This is a genomic window from Dyadobacter sp. CY326 (assembly GCF_021390515.1).
Lineage (GTDB): Bacteria > Bacteroidota > Bacteroidia > Cytophagales > Spirosomataceae > Dyadobacter.
This window is the reverse complement of the sequence record NZ_JAJUXI010000003.1, coordinates 642,996-659,964: the sequence shown is the minus strand read 5'-3', so window position 1 is coordinate 659,964 and position 16,969 is coordinate 642,996. Positions and strand designations below refer to the sequence as shown.

Annotated in this window: 14 protein-coding genes; 8 read left to right on the top strand and 6 right to left on the bottom strand. The window is 47.7% G+C overall.

Translation table 11 applies throughout. The features are described 5' to 3' along the window. Positions 1–22: 22 nt before the first annotated feature. From LZG73_RS07140 to LZG73_RS07125, 4 genes are all read right to left on the bottom strand, one after another. Complete coding sequence (locus tag LZG73_RS07140) at positions 23–445, bottom strand: BLUF domain-containing protein (RefSeq protein WP_233847172.1); 423 nt, start codon at positions 443–445, stop codon at positions 23–25. Between the two features lie 118 nt (positions 446–563). Beyond that, complete coding sequence (locus tag LZG73_RS07135) at positions 564–953, bottom strand: RidA family protein (protein WP_233847171.1); 390 nt, start codon at positions 951–953, stop codon at positions 564–566. Between the two features lie 121 nt (positions 954–1,074). Beyond that, entirely contained in the window at positions 1,075–1,641 is a 567-nt protein-coding gene (locus LZG73_RS07130; RefSeq protein WP_233847170.1) for a Crp/Fnr family transcriptional regulator, read from the bottom strand. Between the two features lie 32 nt (positions 1,642–1,673). Beyond that, positions 1,674–3,020: an alkaline phosphatase family protein gene (locus tag LZG73_RS07125; protein WP_233847169.1), complete on the bottom strand. Its 1,347-nt coding sequence runs from the start codon at positions 3,018–3,020 to the stop codon at positions 1,674–1,676. Between the two features lie 303 nt (positions 3,021–3,323). Here LZG73_RS07125 and LZG73_RS07120 point away from each other — a divergent pair, with 303 nt between their 5' ends. From LZG73_RS07120 to LZG73_RS07105, 4 genes are all read left to right on the top strand, one after another. Continuing rightward, positions 3,324–4,622, top strand: coding sequence for an alginate export family protein (locus LZG73_RS07120; RefSeq protein WP_233847168.1), 1,299 nt, complete (start codon positions 3,324–3,326; stop codon positions 4,620–4,622). A 111-nt stretch (positions 4,623–4,733) separates the two neighbouring features. Next, positions 4,734–5,111: a hypothetical protein gene (locus tag LZG73_RS07115; protein WP_233847167.1), complete on the top strand. Its 378-nt coding sequence runs from the start codon at positions 4,734–4,736 to the stop codon at positions 5,109–5,111. A 154-nt stretch (positions 5,112–5,265) separates the two neighbouring features. Beyond that, the gene (locus LZG73_RS07110) at positions 5,266–7,635 is read left to right on the top strand and encodes a TonB-dependent receptor (RefSeq protein WP_233847166.1); all 2,370 of its coding nucleotides are present in this window, start codon (positions 5,266–5,268) and stop codon (positions 7,633–7,635) included. A 19-nt stretch (positions 7,636–7,654) separates the two neighbouring features. After that, positions 7,655–8,782, top strand: a complete 1,128-nt coding sequence (locus LZG73_RS07105; RefSeq protein ID WP_233847165.1) for a PepSY domain-containing protein — start codon at positions 7,655–7,657, stop codon at positions 8,780–8,782. On the opposite strand, the gene LZG73_RS07100 is transcribed toward LZG73_RS07105, so the two are convergent. Together LZG73_RS07100 and LZG73_RS07095 are read right to left on the bottom strand one after the other, a co-directional pair. Next, on the bottom strand, positions 8,755–9,723 hold the full coding sequence (locus tag LZG73_RS07100) for a cytochrome c (protein ID WP_233847164.1): 969 nt from the start codon (positions 9,721–9,723) through the stop codon (positions 8,755–8,757). The genes LZG73_RS07105 and LZG73_RS07100 overlap by 28 nt on opposite strands. Positions 9,724–9,744: 21 nt before the next feature. After that, positions 9,745–10,731, bottom strand: coding sequence for a ScyD/ScyE family protein (locus LZG73_RS07095; RefSeq protein WP_233847163.1), 987 nt, complete (start codon positions 10,729–10,731; stop codon positions 9,745–9,747). A gap of 379 nt (positions 10,732–11,110) precedes the next feature. On the opposite strand from LZG73_RS07095, the gene LZG73_RS07090 reads away from it, so the two are divergent. From LZG73_RS07090 to LZG73_RS07075, 4 genes are all read left to right on the top strand, one after another. Continuing rightward, positions 11,111–14,227 (top strand): two-component regulator propeller domain-containing protein, encoded by a 3,117-nt coding sequence (locus LZG73_RS07090; RefSeq protein ID WP_233847162.1) that lies wholly within the window; start codon positions 11,111–11,113, stop codon positions 14,225–14,227. Positions 14,228–14,290: 63 nt separating this feature from the next. Continuing rightward, the gene (locus tag LZG73_RS07085) at positions 14,291–14,923 is read left to right on the top strand and encodes a response regulator transcription factor (protein WP_233847161.1); all 633 of its coding nucleotides are present in this window, start codon (positions 14,291–14,293) and stop codon (positions 14,921–14,923) included. An 88-nt stretch (positions 14,924–15,011) separates the two neighbouring features. Then, a complete protein-coding gene (locus LZG73_RS07080; protein ID WP_233847160.1) occupies positions 15,012–16,577 on the top strand; it encodes an ATP-binding protein in 1,566 nt (521 codons plus the stop codon). Beyond that, positions 16,577–16,963, top strand: a complete 387-nt coding sequence (locus tag LZG73_RS07075; protein WP_233847159.1) for a response regulator — start codon at positions 16,577–16,579, stop codon at positions 16,961–16,963. Before LZG73_RS07080 ends, LZG73_RS07075 begins: the two co-directional genes overlap by 1 nt. Positions 16,964–16,969 lie beyond the last annotated feature (6 nt).

Genomic DNA, 16,969 nt, shown 5'->3' with positions numbered 1-16,969 from the left:
CTGAAAAATCTAATGCGGCGCGTCAGTTTCGATAATTATTTTGAAAGAAAGACCTGAGCAATGTCATTGCAACGCCATCTGATTTCAAAGGTGGCGACAGCGGATCTTTGACGAAAGTAAGGTGTTCTTGGAGGTGATCAAATTGCTGCGTGGAAAGCGTTCGATAGCCCATGAGCCAGTCAGAAAAAGATCGCTGCTGAATTTCACCCGCATACAACCGCACCAGACTTCTGTGCCGGTCGTCCTTGCTGATCTTTTCATACAGGCCTTCAACTTTTTCCTTCGGCCCTTCAAGCACTTGAATAATGCTGCCGTTACAGTAAAGCAAAACGCCCGTTATATTCAGTGACACATTGTTTGCGTGGCTTTGTTTTAAAATCAATGAAATCTCGTCATCAGTAAACAATCCTTTTGATGAACTCAGGTATATCAGGGAGTATTCCATTTATTTAGTTTAAAAATCAAGATCACAATTGAACCGGCTGAGACAAACCATTCCGAATCGAGCGTCAGCAGATGCGGTCCGGAATGGTTCCGGACCACAAAATAGGCAATTGCGCTGATTATCTCACCGCGGTTGCTTCAAGTTCAACTTTTAATGTCTCAAATAAGCTTGTCACTTCAAGCATTGTGACGGCGGGCTTCACATTGTGCCTCGCCACCCATTCCTGGAAAATATTGAAATTTGGCCAGAGCTCGGCGGTGGAAGTGGTGTAAATGTTAAGCCGAACAATGTTGCTGCATTGAAATCCCGCCTTGCTGATCACTTGTTCCAGATTTTTCAAGGCAAGAGTTAACTGTGATTTCATGTCCTCGTTACTCGAAATGCCTTCGGCGCTGATCGCCGTTTGCCCCGAAATATAGAGCGTGCTTTCCACATTTTTTACTTCGACGGCTTGCACATAACTGCGTTCGTCCTGCCATTTCCAGGGATTAATGATCCTTTTTTCCATTGCGTGATATTTGATTAAGCGCCATTGCAGGCGCGTTGTTTAAATTACACTGCAAAGTTTGGACTAAATCCGGCGATGGACTGTTGACAAACCGCACGATTTTAGAGTGACATTTATCACACTAAGAGGTGAAACGGCTCAGCGTTTCGCGCGAAACACCGAGATAAGCAGCAAGCTGGCTTTTGGGCACGCGCTGAATCAGGAGCGGATATTGTTTAAGCAGTTGTTCGTAGCGCGCTTGCGCATTGGAAGTGAGCCAGGAAATGATGCGTCGCTGTGCGCCCAGAAAGCCAAAATTTGCCTTTTCAAGAAAGAAGCGCTGCATTTTAGGAAGGGTGTCGCAAAGCTTTTTGTAATCGGCCAATGTGAGGCAAAGGACTTCCGTATCTTCCAGACATTCGAGCGACATCGTCGCTTCGGTCTGCGTGTAATAGGCGTAAAAATCGCTTTCCCACCAATTCTCCATCGCAAAAGACACAATGTGCTGCTTTCCAGTTCCATCCGTGTAAACGAGCTTTAATAGCCCGGACAGGATGAAATAGTGATATTTAACAGGCTGGCCTTCCTGGATGAGGAATTGGTGTTTCTTATATTTTTTGTTTGTAAAATGATCCGATATGAACTGAAACTCATCATCCGTCAGCGGAACAATCTGCTCGATATGTGCTCTCAGTTTTTCCTGCATCATTTAAATCCTGCATGATACAGGCGATCAAAAAGTTATTTGGCCAGCAAGCCTGGATATAGCGTCCCTTCTGCCGACGGGAAGTCAATTTTCAGCAATTTGGCGATCAGCGGGGCGATATCCTGCAATCCCATTTCAGGAATAACCGTGCCTTGTTTGATTCCGTTTCCGAAAACTACAAAACCAGTCTGGATTTCTTTTGAATCTGGGAAAAATCCATGCGTTCCGCCGCTTGCCGGTCTGATGAAATCACCCGTAGCGGCATTGTTGAATGTAAAACCCTGCTTTGGAGCGAGTGCCAGCGCAGCATTCGGATCGGCGCCTACGACATCCAATGCGGCGCGGTCTTTCACGTCAAACATTGCTTTTTGCGCAGGGGTTAATTTGTCAAGAGCTTGCTTTACAGCCTGCAAAGTCTTGGCGTCTTTGGGATCTTTCAAATGCAGGAAAGATGAACCTGCCGAGCCATGAAAGTAAGCTTTCCAGCCTGCCTTGTTATTTGGATCGTAAAGTCCGGCTTGTGCCAGAAGCAGGTTAGGCGCGATGGATGAATGTATGTCTACAAAACCGTGATCGCCCACAATAATGAAGGTCGTTTTGTCCTTAATGCCTGCTTTTTCAACGGCCTCCATGATGGACTTGATCCCGCGGTCAACGCTGGAAAGTGCTGCACGCACTTTGTCGCCGTCGCGACCTTCTTCATGCTCAAAATGATCAACCGCAACCAGATGCAGCGCTAAAAATGAAGGCTTGTATTTACGGATAATGTATGCGCTGGCGCGAGACAAATTGTCGTCGATTCCAAGATAATCACCGCTGAAATCAATTTCTTCCAGCTTGCCAACGGCATTATCCTGCACTTCTTCGAACAGGCCTTTTGGAAAAGAAGCGTCCGACAATGCGTGCATCATATCACGATCGCCGCCTTTGGTTTTGGGTAAATACCAATATTCAGGAATGTTATAATCAGCGGGTCCGCCCAGCGAAACAGGCCAGAACACGGAAGCCGTTTTCAATCCTTTTTCCTTTGCCGCACTGAAAATCGTGGGCACTTTGATGGTTTTGTAATCCCAGATCCATTTTCCGGTAACTTCCAGTGGCTCAGCTGGTGTGTTGTAATAAACACCGTGTTTGATCGGCTTCACGCCCGTCACAATGGTAGTATGAGAAGGGTAGGTTACAGTCGGGAAAACGCCGGTAACGCCGTCGGCATAGGAGCCGGTTTTCATTGCCTGCCGCAAATTCACCATCGACCAGTTTGGATCTTTGTAAAACTCAGGTCGTAAGCCGTCAATGCTGATCAGGATGACATGCGAATCTTGCGCAAAAAGGTTACCCAGGGATAAAAATGTAATGGTAAGGAGCGAGATAATTTTCTTCATTTCAATGGTTAATGTTGATCCTGAACAAGCAATGCGATGATTTGCGCAGCATCAAAAAAGGTTGTTTAAATAATAATAACGCCAAAACTAGGGGATCGATTTTCGGGGCGTGTTAACCAAAAGTTATCGTTACGTTAAGTAAAAGTTTCCGACTTAAAACGTCTACCGTTGCAATCGTCGCGCATTCAACGGGCCAGCGCTTTTGCACAGTAATATTTGAAAAAATCCATCAGTTAAATAGACTACATCATTTAGCTTTGCCCGAAATATCATTTGCAGTTTTTTTGATTAACTGTCTGAGGCTTGAAACACATTTATCTGGTTGCCTTCTTTACATTGCTTTTTACAACTGGGAAGCTCGCCGCGCAATCGCCGGACACGTTACGGCGGGAGCTTACAGTTGATTTCGAAGCGCGGCCACGTGCAGAATATCGCGACAATTTTATGTGGACAGCTGCCGATACGATCATGCCGGATTTGTATGTGACGCAAAGGAACAGACTGAGCATTACTTACCGGAACAACTGGCTTCGCCTGCACGCATCTCCGCAGGAAATCCATGTTTGGGGCGAACCTGGGCGTTTTTCACAAATCGGCAACCTTAATTTTTTTGAGCTGTATGCGGAACCCAATATTTCCCGGAAAATTTCCGTCCGGGTGGGCCGACAGGCATTGTCACTTGATAACGGGCGCATATTTTCAGCCGCGCCCTGGGGCCAGCAAAGCCGCGCGCATGAAGGCGTCCGGTTGTTTTATAAAGGCAAGTTGGAAACCGATTTGACCATTGCGTTCACACGGCCATATGCCAAGGACTTTGATCCAGCTTATTCCCCGGTTTCGGCGCACACTTACAAATATCTTTTTGTCCACCATTTGAAATACAAATTCGCTAATCAGCTGACCTTGACGACCATTAACGCCATGGATGTGTTTCGCCGAACAACGGGCGACAAGCAATATTACGAGCGGATTACCAATGGCGGCAGGCTGGAATACACGCAGCGCTGGTTTTACGCAACGGTGAATGCGTATTATCAATATGGCGAAAATGCGGCTTCCAAAAAGATCCGCGCTTATTACATTCAACCAGAAATCAGTGCAAATACAAGCCGCACATTGTTCAGGCTGGGTGCTGAAATCCTGAGCGGCAATCGGCTCACGACTGCCAAAGAAGTGTCAGCGTCGTTCGTGCCGTTGTATGGCGTTGCCTGGAAATTCATGGGGAATATGAACCTGTTTACGCGTTTTCCAGCCGATGTGAATGATAAGGGGCTTGTTAATCCTTACTTGTTTGTCATTTACCAGGCCAGCAAAAAGCTTTCATTAAGAGGCGATGCGCATTTGTTTTACACGCAATATCCGTTGCTGACCGAGGGAAAGGAGGCGAATGGTAAATATCTCGGTTTCGAAAGCGACTTGTCGTTGAATTACAAGCCTGTGAAGAACATTGAGATCATTTACGGATTCTCTTTCACTTTTGCGGACAAGCGGATGGAACTGCTCAATAAGGTTCCAGATGCGGGTAAGATTCCCGTTTGGAGTTATCTGATGGTCTCATATGCACCGCGACTTTTGGCACGAAAATGGTTAAGCGCCCGCTGATGGTAAGGCGTCTTTTCCAGTTAAAACATGGTGTTCAGGGTGATGTGGCAAAGAATTTTGGCATAAGAGACTGGAAAAGTGTCGCCGTCACTATATTTGCCAACCAATCCGATGCGCGTAACGCTAATTTACATATGGCTCGTTATAACCATTCTGCCGACTTTCAGTCAGTGGGGGACAATCGCGTATTATCACATTAATAAGGATTACATCACGCGCGTGCTTTGCGAAAACCGCGATAAGCCGCAGCTGCATTGCGACGGACATTGTTTTCTGGCCAAAAAACTCAGAGCACAGGAAGAAAAAAAGGATAAGCAAACCAGCGAACGCGTCCAGAATTTACCCTCATTGCAGCTTTTTGCATCTCCGCTGGCCTCTTTTAATTTTTTATCAAACATTGTTGCTCAGCATCAGGAGCTGAACTTTCCTTACAACCGCGCTGCCTACCAGGCTCCGCTCTCGATCGTCGTTCCCCCGCCTTGCGCATAACCTCCACAATGCGTTACCGATTTAAAAGGATGGCCTTTGCTAGTCCTGGTTTTGCGCATTTATTTTTACTTAAAGTCTTCATTATCAAAAAGTCGTAACTGACCGCGCCTTTCGGAGCTTCCGGAAAAAGGCGTGTTCTTCAATGTATATCCGAATGAAATTTATATATCTGTCGCTGTTACTGGCATTGCTCGGTAATGGACTTGAATCCATCGCCCAAACCGAGGCGGGGACATTAAACGGGCGCATTGTTAACGCCCAGGATGAGGCGGTCGTGGGTGCTTCCATCACTTTTCAAAACACAACATTAGGCACCACAACCGACGCCGACGGCCGCTTTACCTTGTCCGGCATAGCCCCGGGATCTTACATTTTAAGCGTTTCCAATGTGGGTTACACTGCTCTTTCTCAAAGTATTAAGGTTTCGAAGGGGAAAAATCAGTTTCTCAACCTGCAACTTTCCGAAAGCAAGCAGGAATTGAACGAAGTCGTTGTCAGCGCGGCCAAGAGCGCCTATAATGTGCCGTCGTCCAGCAGCTCCACGCGATTGGACGTGCCATTGCTTTCCACTCCGCAGTCCGTCCAGGTGATTTCCTCAGCTGTGCTGCGCGACCGGCAGGCTTTCACTTTAAATGAGATCGCGGGCACATTCACGGGCATGAAAGCCAACAATGGAAATGGATCTTTTCAAATGCGCGGGTTCACGGCTTACTCGCCCAATGATGCCAGTTTTCTGCTTTACAACGGCATTCGTGGAAATCTTTTTTTGTGGAGCCAGCAGCCACTTTTGTATAACATTGAATCCGTAGAGTTGCTTCGCGGACCTTCCGGTGCATTGTTCAGCGAAGGTTCTCCGGGCGGTGTGGTTAATTTTATTACCAAAAAACCTTTAACTGAAAAAAGGGCGAATGTTGATTTATCGCTGGGGAGCTGGGGATTCGGGAGGGGATCTGTTGACTTCACTGGGCCGGTTTCGGCCAACAAAAAGCTTTTATATCGCGCTACAATCGGCTTTGATCGCTCAAAAAGCTTCCGGGATTATCAGGAAAAAAAGAATCTGTTCATCGCTCCATCGTTGACCTATCTTGCCAACGACCGGACTTCACTAAACCTTGAACTCAATTACGCATATTCAAAAGCGGTTCAGCAATACGACAACGGGAGTTTCATTTTATCGCGACCAGACGGCACATTTGATTTCAATTATTATCCCAATAACCTGACAATCCAAAGCCCAACGGATTATGGAAAAACGCAAAACGCATCGGCTACGCTGACTTTCAATCATCAAATCAGTCAAAATCTGAAATTGACGGTTGTGGAGCGCGCGGTGCGCAATGTGCTGGATTACACAGATCACATTCCTGTCGGCCGGATTCGCAATGACTCCATCAGCAGAGGATATCAGGATTGGGAAACAGACCGGTTCAGTTTGCAAACGACTGCTTTTGCAACATATGCAGCGAAAACAGGCTCGCTCGGTCACCAGCTCATTGTCGGAACGGATTATAACCGCTATGGCTGGACGCAAAATGACTATCAATACAAGTCGTCCACACGCATTTCCATTCTCCATCCCGATTACACCGGAAGCATTCCCGACGCCTCGGCTCCTGCGGAAGAATCGGACGATAACAAGCGGATTACCAACCTGATAGGTGCTTACATTCAGGATCAGGTAAGTGTGGGTGACAAATTGAAAGTGCTGCTTTCGCTGCGCTATGACAGTTACAACGGCAAGGAAACGCCATTATCCGACAGGGACGACAAACAGGGCGATGAACTGCAAACTTCGGGCTGGATTCCGCGTGTGGGACTGGTTTATTTGCCGGTAAAAAACGTTTCCATTTACGGGACTTTTCTCAAATCTTTTAATCCGCAAACCTCCAACAATGCACTTGCAGGCGGCCCGTTTCCAACGCGGCAGGCAACGCAGTATGAAGTCGGTTCCAAAGCAGATTTGATCAGCAACCGTTTATCGACGACATTGTCGTTGTATCAGATCAATTATGCCAACATTCTCACGGCTGCACCGACGGAAACGAACTCGCACCGGCAAGCAGCCATCGACGGCACGCGCAGCAGAGGCGGGGAGTTCTCGGTTGTAGGCAACCTGAACAGGCTGAGCTTGATCGCCGGATATGCGTTTAACGAGCACGTGCTGGTGAGCACGAGCACTTATGGTAAAAAAGGCGACCGCTTTGCCAATGCGCCGAAACATCAGATCAACTTTTGGGGAAAATACGCGCTTCCTTCCAACGCGCTGAAAGGCCTGGGAATCGCGGCGGGCATTCGTTATGTGAGCGATCAGGTGGGTTTGCTGAGCAATCAGAATTTCATTTTCCCATCTTACACAGTTGTGGATGCGGCAATTACGTATTCCCGCAACAGATATCAGGTTCAGGTTAATGCGTATAATTTAGCCAACAAACATTACTTCACGGGAAGCCGGTCGGGCGTGACAACCGCTGGCTTGGGTGATCCATTGAATGTGCGGGTTGGCGTTAGTTATCAACTCTGGTGAGCCTTAACGCGGATTTGATATGAAAAAAATCAATCGAAGCTTGTTCAGGCTTCATAGCTGGCTCGGGCTCATTTCGGGCGTTTTTCTGATTTTGCTGGGATTAAGCGGCTCCGTTCTGGTGTTCCGAACCGAGCTTGACCAGCTTGCAAACCGGGAATTGCTGCATGTCGCCTCTGCCGGATCTCAAAAGCTGCAGGAGCCATTAATGCGTTGCTATGAAGCCATTACGAACCGTTATCCAAACCTGGACGGCATTGCCTGGCTCAATCCTGATGCCGGGCCGGGCGATGCTTACAATTTCAGGATATATTTCAATGATGCACGATTAATGACCTACGATCTGGCCTTGATTTCATTCAACCCTTACAACGGAGCCATTCTGCGCGAAGGGCCTGCAAGTCAGTTCACGCCAAGCCTGATCGAATGGTTGTTCCAGTTCCATTTCAGCTTCCAATTGGGAATGCCCGGCGCAGCTTTGACCGCGATCTTCGGCCTCACAATGCTCCTTTCGCTCTTGACGGGCGCCATTGTTTACAAGAAAATGATTTGGAAAGTGTTGACATTTCAGATTTCGATCAAACGCAAAAACTGGCGTACAATCAGTTCGGATTTGCATCGCATTGTGGGCGTTTGGTCGTTGCTTTTCAATGCGGTTATTTTCTTTACAGGCTTCTGGATGAACATGTTTGCTTTTGACGGCAAAACCTGGGAGAAGGAATTAATGGCTGGCAAACCGAACACATTGTTTTCCATATCAGCCGACCAAATGTATCGTAATGCACTGCAAGCGATGCCGGATCTGGAACCGACTTACGTTTATCTGCCAACCCAGCCGGAGCGGAAATTTGAAGTAAGAGGCTATGAAAAGGGGCAATGGAAACTCTGGGGAGCAGGAAATTCGGTCCGGATGGATCAGCAAACGGGAGAGGTTAGCCAGGTTAATCGCTTGAAAGACAAACCCATGGGTGAAAGGATGGAAGCGACCTTCCATCCTTTACACGTTGGGAATTTTGGCGGGGTTGCTGTAAAAGTGCTTTATGTGATCATCGGGCTCACGCCCGGCTTGCTGGCAATTACAGGCTTTCTGCTCTGGTGGCGCGGGGTCGGCAAAAACAGAAATTACTTTTTCTCAACCCTTACCACTTGATTTTCAATGGGTTTTACTGTTCCCAGGTAAGCAAATATGGCAGCGAGATCTTGCTCCTTCATGCCTGCGTACATGGTCCACGGCATCGGCGTGTTCACATCTCCGGGAGCAAGTTTGGGTGAAACATAACTGCTGTCTGCATAACCTTTGAAACGCGCTACAAAAACGTCTTTGGTCCAGTTGCCGATGCCCGTTTCTTTGTGACTCGTAATGTTGGGTGAGCGCATAATGCCGGTTGGACCAGCGAATTCCATTCCGCCGCCGAACTCGGTTCCGGGGATCACGCTGCCTTTGTCCGTCTTGCTGTGACAATCCACGCAGCCTGTCGCGGTGATGAGATATTTACCATAAGCAACCTGATCCGTCTCCGAAGGCCGGGTGGTAAAAGTTGCTTTTTGCGGCATTGTGTTAATGATAAAATTAACAGGAAAATCGGGTTCTGCTTCCGGAATGTCCTTTTTCACGGGTTTCAACTCACGAATGTAAGCGATGATAGAATAGACATCTTCCTGATCAAGCTGGCCAAAACGGTGATAGGCCATAACCGGAAACAACGCTTTTCCATCCTTGCTGACACCGGTTGTGACGGCACGGAAAATTTCTCCGTCCGTCCAACTGGCTAGTGCATAGGGTGTGATGTTTCGTGCATAAAACTTGCCCGGAAAGCCCATATCCTGCGTAAACGCCTCGCCGCCAGCTCCAAAGTCACCCGAAAGCGGGCCTGCATAGCGCGACCAGTCGCGCGTGCTGTGGCAGTCCATACACACAGAGACGTGGTTGGCCAGATATTTTCCGCGTTCAAGTCGGGCGGCTGTTCTTTCGATTTTAATATCCGGAGCAGCGCCTGTATTCGGCAGGGCCGCCTTTACGTAAATCATCGCTGCGGCAATCAGAACGAGGAGGCCGGCAAAAACTTTACCGAGACTTTTCAATGCTTTCATCGCAATGTTTCTTGTTATTTTTTAGTAGGAGAGCTTGCTGATGGTGCCGTCCTGATAGCTCAGCAACAAGTAGGTGGTGTCACCTGCACGAATGATGTCGGTTGGTCTTGAAATATCGCCAAGAAGCGTTTTGCCATTTTCGTCGAGCACCCTGCCGGTTTTTGCTCCAAAGCCCATTTGTCCGAACACGCCGTGTTGAATAACGATCGGTTTGTTGTTTACCGAAAGTGTAATGCCTGTCAATGTGGTGAATTTGGACTGATAAGTGCTAACATTACCCAGGTTATCCACCTGGAAAATCTTTGCAGCATCTGGTGCGAAAGGAAATCCGGTTAATGAGCTTAAAAGGAATTTGCTGCCATCGTAAACAATGCCGGTTGGCACAGTCTCCACCCCCGCTGCAACGTCCGGAAAGTGCGCAAACAAGCTTAATGTGCCGTTTGATTTGTCTCTCTTAATAATTGCGTTACTTCCCGAATCTACAATGTATAAATGATCATCCGGTCCAAAAGTAAGATCGAAAGTGTTCGCATTGAGCGGGTTGGTCAGGGCCAGACTTCTGGCAAATGTTCCGATATCCTGCGAGGGAATGTCGGTCAGCTTGATGGGAGCATCCCCGGCTTTGAATGAAGCAATGTCGGCCGTGTAAAGTATGCCGTTAGCCCCATGCAGGAAGTACAATTTGCCTTTGTGAAAAAGAATGTGCCCGATTCCCTCGGTCGATCCTTCCTTGGTAATCGAAGCCAATCCGGTTACAAATGTTGTTTTAGAACCGGATGGTGTAATCATGGACACGCTGCCATCATTGTTATTATTGCCAGTCCCGGCCTCGGTCACCCAAATGTTATTATGGTCGTCCAGCGTCAGCCCGACCGGTGATTTCAACCCACGTACAATTGTTTCAGTGGAAAAAGATTGCGGTTCCGGAAACGGTTGCAGGTGATCGGTGCAGGAAAGGACGTAAAGAAAGATCAATAATGTTGAAAGTGAGAAAATCGACTTTTTCATTTTTTTGGTTGAATAGAGTTTATTAATAATTACAAAAACCTCGGAGAACCGGGGTTGAAGGGCGAAAAGAATGCAGCGTGGCAATGAAAACAAGTAAGGCAGGAAATGTAGCGTTTCTTCATGCACCGTAGGATTTAGGAATGCTGAGCAACTGGAAAGCCATTAAGAAAAGAAATAAACGTTGAGTAAATACAGCACAAAAGAAGGCAACTAGCGGTCACAGCGCAATAGCAAATTCTTGCTATATCGTTGATTTTGATTTACCTTATCCCCCTTATTTAAATATCTGATCTTAAAAAAATGACACTTTGGTTTGATCCAAAAATCAGATTTTAGAGTATTTTGATTAACTCTTCCTACAAATTCGGTCTGTCTCTGCATGCAGCGCAAAACTTTAAAGCTCAACGTCCTTCGTTTACCTGGAAAAATTCACTGTTTTGGATTCCTTTTCTTACTGTTCCAATGTTGTATTTACACCTGCTTTGCCCAGGCGCCGCAAACGCGGGTGAACATTCAGCTGCTGGGACCGGAGCAGGGTTTGCCCAGCCGAAACACGCGTTCCCTTGCCCAGGATGGGCGCGGTTTTATGTGGATGGGAACCGGTCAGGACCTTTGGCGATATGACGGTTATACATTTCAAAACTTCACAGACATACTGACCCGCTCCATTGGCGGCCGCACATTGATTAACCAGATCAGAACGGGTCCGAAAGGAAATATCTGGGTGACGCACAACAGCGGCATCAGTATCATAGACCCGGTAAGTCTGAAATGCACCACGATAGACCCTGCACGCAACTGGAAAGGGATCGATTCGAAACAAAATCTGGATATTTTTTTTGACAAAGAGCAAAACGGCTGGGTGGCGATTCCACGTGGGAAGCTGATTAAACTCGGGAAAGATAATCTACCGGTAAGTCTATATACGCCGCCCGCTGATTCTGCGCAGGGACCCGCCATTGGCAGTCAGGTCACACAATTTTTTGTTGATGGTCAAAACAACAGATATGCGCTCAATGACAGTAGTTTTTTGGATAAAATCAGCGAGGAAGCGAAGCTTATCCATCGTGTCAATTTGTTGAATAAAGATCTCATAACGAAGAACTTTCGGGTCTTCAGCGTAGTGCAGTTCAGCATGGACACATTGACTATTTACTACGAGCACAGAAGCAGCAGAAAAATCCGGACGCGCAAATATTCCTTTAACAATCAAGAGTTTGGCTCGTTGAGAGACGCTGACACTCCGCTTGCCCCGTATTCCATTTATCCAGATAAAAAAGGACATACATGGTACAAATCATCCGAGAAAATTGGCCTGTTAAACAACAAAACGGGCGTCTTCACGGACCTGACAGCACGGCTGCAACAGAAATCGGGTGCGAGCATTTACTTTTTCGCCGCAATGCTGAGCGCCGATGATAGCTTTTGGATTTCGTGCATGGACGGGCTTTTCAAGATCACATTGACGGAAGAGGTTTTTAAAAAGTATTTGAGCATAACACAGGAAAAACCCGGAGACATCGGCAGCAGCATTCGGGGCATTACAGAAGACAGTTCGGGAATGATCTGGGTTTGTTCTTATGGTTTTTATCGCGATGGAATTCCTTATTTACTGCACCAGATCAACCCGAAAACAGGGCTGAGCCGGCATATGGTGTTGCATCGCCCCAAGAACATTCCGGGCGACAATGTCATTCCTTATAAAGTGCTGTTTACCAAAAATGAGGTTTATGCCGTCACAGATGGCACGCAGTTCATTAAAATCGATCCCGAGACCGAGCTTTATTATCCGGTCGAATTTCCATTTGTCAGCGGCCGTGGGTTTACTTCTTTTTACAAACTGAATGACCGGAAATTCTGGCTAGGAACGTGGGGCGGCATGGCGACAATCGATACGCGGGACATGAAACCCGTGCTGCTTAACGACCGGGTGGGTCCATACGTTAAAAATGTGCGCGTAAACAATTTCATGACGTGGGCGCATAACTGCGTTCTGGTGAGCACGACGAATGGATTGTATGTTTTAAATCAGGACGCAACCATTCACGAACATTACGGACAGGATGCAAAAGACAAGATCCGGCTCCCTGCATCCGAAATATTTCACACGGTTTGGCATGAAAACGCATTGTGGGCGGGATCAGCAAAGGGGCTTATCCGCATTGATACGATTCGGAAAAAGGCCCAGCTCTTCACAACGCAGGATGGGCTGCCGGATAATAACATTTATGCAGCATTGCCCGATGCGCGCGGAAATCTGTGGCTAAGCACCAACAAAGGCTTGTCGCGGTTCAACACCCGGACGCAAAAATTCCATAATTACGGCATTGCCGATGGACTTCCGCACATGGAATTCAATCATGGATCTTATTTGAAAACAAAAGATGGAACGCTCTATTTCGGCGGGTTAAACGGCATCGTCGCGTTTAATCCGAACGAGCTCGATTTGAGTGAAAAAAAGGAAAGCGTTTTGCGGCTGATCTCGTTTTCTAAATATGCCGCGGACCGAAACCAGACCGACACGGTAACAACACACCAGCCAGGCCAAAAGATCGTTTTCAACCCCAGCGACCGCCTTTTTGCATTTGCATTCATGAGCCCGGATTATGAAAATACAGCATTGAACCGGTTCCGCTATAAACTGGAAGGCTGGGACGATGATCGGTGGCATATGTTCGAAAATGGAAATAAACTGCTTTTCAACAGTCTGCCTGCTGGAACCTACAACCTCAAAGTGCAAGTCTCCGTGGCGGGCGCCGATTGGAGTAACAATGAGTGGCAGGCGCCGATCCGGGTCATGGCGCCCTGGTATAAATCGCCATGGTTCTTCGTGCTCAGCATTGCATTTGTGGTCATTGTGCTTTATCTTTTTTATCAATATCAGCTCCGGCAGGTCTTGCACATTCAGCAAATCCGCAACGGCATCAGCGCCGACATGCATGATGAAATTGGAAGCACGTTAAGCAGCATTACATTTTACAGCCAGGCACTTTTAATGCAGATCGAAAAAGCAGAGCATCAGCAAGTTGTGCAAAAGATAAAGGAGAATGCGCAGCAGGTTCAGGAAGGATTGAGCGACATTGTTTGGAGCGTAAAAGCAGGCAGCGATGAAATTGAAGATGTGTTTGCGCGCATGTTCCATTTTGGGAGCGCCTTAGCAGAATCGAAGGGTTTTGCCTTTCAATTTGATACGGATGCGCAGCTAGCCAATGTGAAGTTGGACATGCAAACACGCAAAAATCTTTACCTGATATTCAAAGAAGCCGTAAATAATGCCGCCAAATACGCACAGTGCACGACGGTTGAAGTGCAGACAAAATTTGAAATGGGCAAGACCAAAATGGTTATCAAAGACGACGGAAAGGGATTTGATCGTGCAACCGCAAAAAAAGGAAATGGCCTGACCAACATGCAGCAGCGTGCAGCCCAGATGAAAGGTCAGCTCCTGATCCAGTCCGCAAAAGACGTCGGGACGATTGTCACATTGACATTCTGAGCCTGATTAGCATGACAAATATTTGCTATATTATGCGAGCTTGTGAGTCGCTAATTTTAACCCATGGCATCAAGAATCATTATTTTCGACGATAATCAGGAAAGATTAAGCAGCGTGGCCATGCTGCTCAACCTTTCCGCAGACTTCACGTGCACCGGCACATTCCACAATGCAAGCAACCTCATAGCTGATATAACAAGTTCAAAACCAGAGCTTGTGCTCATGGATATTGACATGCCCGGCATCAACGGCATTGACGCAACCCGGCTCATCCGAAAGCATTTCGGCGCATTGCCCGTGCTCATTCAGACCAACTTTGAAGAAGATGAGCGCATCTTTGACAGTCTCCGGGCAGGCGCCAACGGATATCTTCTCAAAAAAACAAGCCCCGAACGATTCCTGGAAAGTTTGAGCGAAGCCCTCGAAGGAGGCGCGCCCATGACCGGCAGCATTGCCTCCAAAGTGTTACGCTATTTTTCCGCCGAAACGCAGGCCAAAAAAGATTACCATTTAACCGAGCGCGAAAAGCACATTCTGGGTTTTTTGGTGAAAGGTTACAGTTACAAAATCATCGCATCGGAATGTGGGATCACTTACAACACCGTAAACAATCACATTCGCAACATCTACGACAAGCTTTATGTCAACAGCGCAACCGAAGCCGTAAGTCTGGCGATTAAGGAAAGGTTGGTGTAAACATGGCATGAAATTTATATAGCGGGGGGATCTTGACTAAAACTGGTTTTGATCTTGGCATTGACGCGCCTGCTTTCATAAAACCTTCATGAACACTAACCACGATCCGCATACAAGTTCACCCGGTCCCGTTGAATTCGCAGCTGCCCAGGCGAAGTTTCAATTGCTTACCATGCTCACCAAAGATACATTTTACAAGATGAGCGTGGACTGGGGCATCATGTATAACCTCAACAGTTTTGAGTTTTTAGAAGAGACATTGGCGTCAAATAAGGATTGGTTTAAACAATACATTCCGCCTTTTGAGCAAGCAAAAGTGACCGCTGCCATCAACGAGGCCATTCATAAAAAAAGCATTTTCGAGCTCGAACACCAGGTTTATCAGGCCGATGGCGGCGTTGGCTGGGTGATTTCCCGGGCTATTCCGCTCATTGATGAGGACGGACAAATCGAATCATGGATCGGCATTGCACGCGATATAACGAAGCATAAGCATACAGAAGAAACGCAGGCGCGGCTCCGGGATGTTGTGGAGGCAACGAAACAGGCAGAGCGCGCATTACGCCAAATTCAATTCCGTCAGCGGGCTATTTTAGAGAGCGCAAAAGACTACGCGATCTTAACGCTGGATATCGAACGTCGGGTCACCAGCTGGAATGCCGGGGCCGAAAGCATGATCGGTTACTCGGAAGACGAAATCATGGGACAGCTGGGTGACGTCTTTTTTGTGCCGGAAGATAGGGCAGAAGGAGCGCCCGAGGCGGAAGCGGAAAGAGCGCTTCGGCTTGGCCGGGCCGAGAACGAACGCTGGCATATGCGGAAAGACGGTTTGCGTTTTTATGGTTCCGGAGTTTCAACTGCATTGCTCGATGAAGCCGGCAATGTCATGGGAATCTTGAAAGTAATGCGAAACCTCACAGCCCAAAAGCAGGCCGAGGAGGCACTTTTGGAAGCCGACCGGCGTAAAGACGAATTTTTGGCATTATTAGCCCACGAGCTGCGCAATCCAATGGCGACCTTGTCTAACACGTTGATGTTATTGGAATTATCCGATGGGAAGGAAGAGATCCTGCCACTTGAAACGGCGCTTCCAATGATGCGGCGGGAGATGGGGCAGCTTGTGCGGCTGGTTGATGACCTGCTGGATGTAAGCCGCATTAATCAGGGTAAAATATTGTTGAAACTCGAACGCCTTGATCTGACGAAGCTCGTTGAAGAAGCCCTTGAAGCCATTCGTCCGCTGATCGATCATGCACAACGCGAACTTGTTGCAACATTGCCCGACGACCCCATTTTCCTGGAAGGCGACGCGACGCGGCTTACCCAGGTCATCCGAAACCTGTTGACCAACGCCAGCAAATTCTCCCATGAAGGCGGACACATTTGGCTTACATTGGCGCGAGAGGATGATGGTGCGGTGCTGCGCGTCAAAGATGACGGAATTGGCATCCCGCCTGATCAATTGGAGCGTATTTTCGGACTTTTTACCCAAGTGGATGCGTCCCGTACGCGCTCGCAGGGAGGGTTGGGATTGGGTCTGACGCTTGTCAAAGAATTTATTGGAAAGCATAACGGGGAAATAGAAGCGAGCAGTGCGGGCCTCGGAAAGGGCAGTGAGTTTATTATTCGTTTACCACTTCAAATCAACAGTTAATGAGCCAGAACATAGATAAACCGGATAGCAAAGTGATTTTGGTTGTAGACGACAATAGGGATGCAGCGACGACACTCGGCATGTTTTTAAAGGTGAAGGGCTATCAAACTCACACGCGTTTTAGCGGACAAGATGCGCTGGATGCTGTGGAAGCGCATAAGCCAGACCTGGTGATACTTGATTTGGCAATGCCGGATATGGATGGTTATGAAACCGCCACGCTCATTCGCGAAAAGCACGGGCAGTCGCTGTCCATGATCGCTTTATCGGGTTACGGGCAGGAGGAAGACAAGCGGCGGACCGCGGAAGTAGGATTCGACGCACATTTGGTCAAACCCGTTGATTTTAAGTCCTTGATGGATATGCTTGACAATGTGCTGAAATAAGCAATG

Excerpts from the sequence above, each read along its gene's own strand:
- LZG73_RS07140 (WP_233847172.1), bottom strand. The coding sequence starts at position 445 with ATGGAATACTCCCTGATATACCTGAGTTCATCAAAAGGATTGTTTACT.
- LZG73_RS07135 (WP_233847171.1), bottom strand. The coding sequence starts at position 953 with ATGGAAAAAAGGATCATTAATCCCTGGAAATGGCAGGACGAACGCAGT.
- LZG73_RS07130 (WP_233847170.1), bottom strand. The coding sequence starts at position 1,641 with ATGATGCAGGAAAAACTGAGAGCACATATCGAGCAGATTGTTCCGCTG.
- LZG73_RS07125 (WP_233847169.1), bottom strand. The coding sequence starts at position 3,020 with ATGAAGAAAATTATCTCGCTCCTTACCATTACATTTTTATCCCTGGGT.
- LZG73_RS07115 (WP_233847167.1), top strand. The coding sequence starts at position 4,734 with ATGCGCGTAACGCTAATTTACATATGGCTCGTTATAACCATTCTGCCG.
- LZG73_RS07110 (WP_233847166.1), top strand. The coding sequence starts at position 5,266 with ATGAAATTTATATATCTGTCGCTGTTACTGGCATTGCTCGGTAATGGA.
- LZG73_RS07105 (WP_233847165.1), top strand. The coding sequence starts at position 7,655 with ATGAAAAAAATCAATCGAAGCTTGTTCAGGCTTCATAGCTGGCTCGGG.
- LZG73_RS07100 (WP_233847164.1), bottom strand. The coding sequence starts at position 9,723 with ATGAAAGCATTGAAAAGTCTCGGTAAAGTTTTTGCCGGCCTCCTCGTT.
- LZG73_RS07095 (WP_233847163.1), bottom strand. The coding sequence starts at position 10,731 with ATGAAAAAGTCGATTTTCTCACTTTCAACATTATTGATCTTTCTTTAC.
- LZG73_RS07090 (WP_233847162.1), top strand. The coding sequence starts at position 11,111 with ATGCAGCGCAAAACTTTAAAGCTCAACGTCCTTCGTTTACCTGGAAAA.
- LZG73_RS07085 (WP_233847161.1), top strand. The coding sequence starts at position 14,291 with ATGGCATCAAGAATCATTATTTTCGACGATAATCAGGAAAGATTAAGC.
- LZG73_RS07080 (WP_233847160.1), top strand. The coding sequence starts at position 15,012 with ATGAACACTAACCACGATCCGCATACAAGTTCACCCGGTCCCGTTGAA.
- LZG73_RS07075 (WP_233847159.1), top strand. The coding sequence starts at position 16,577 with ATGAGCCAGAACATAGATAAACCGGATAGCAAAGTGATTTTGGTTGTA.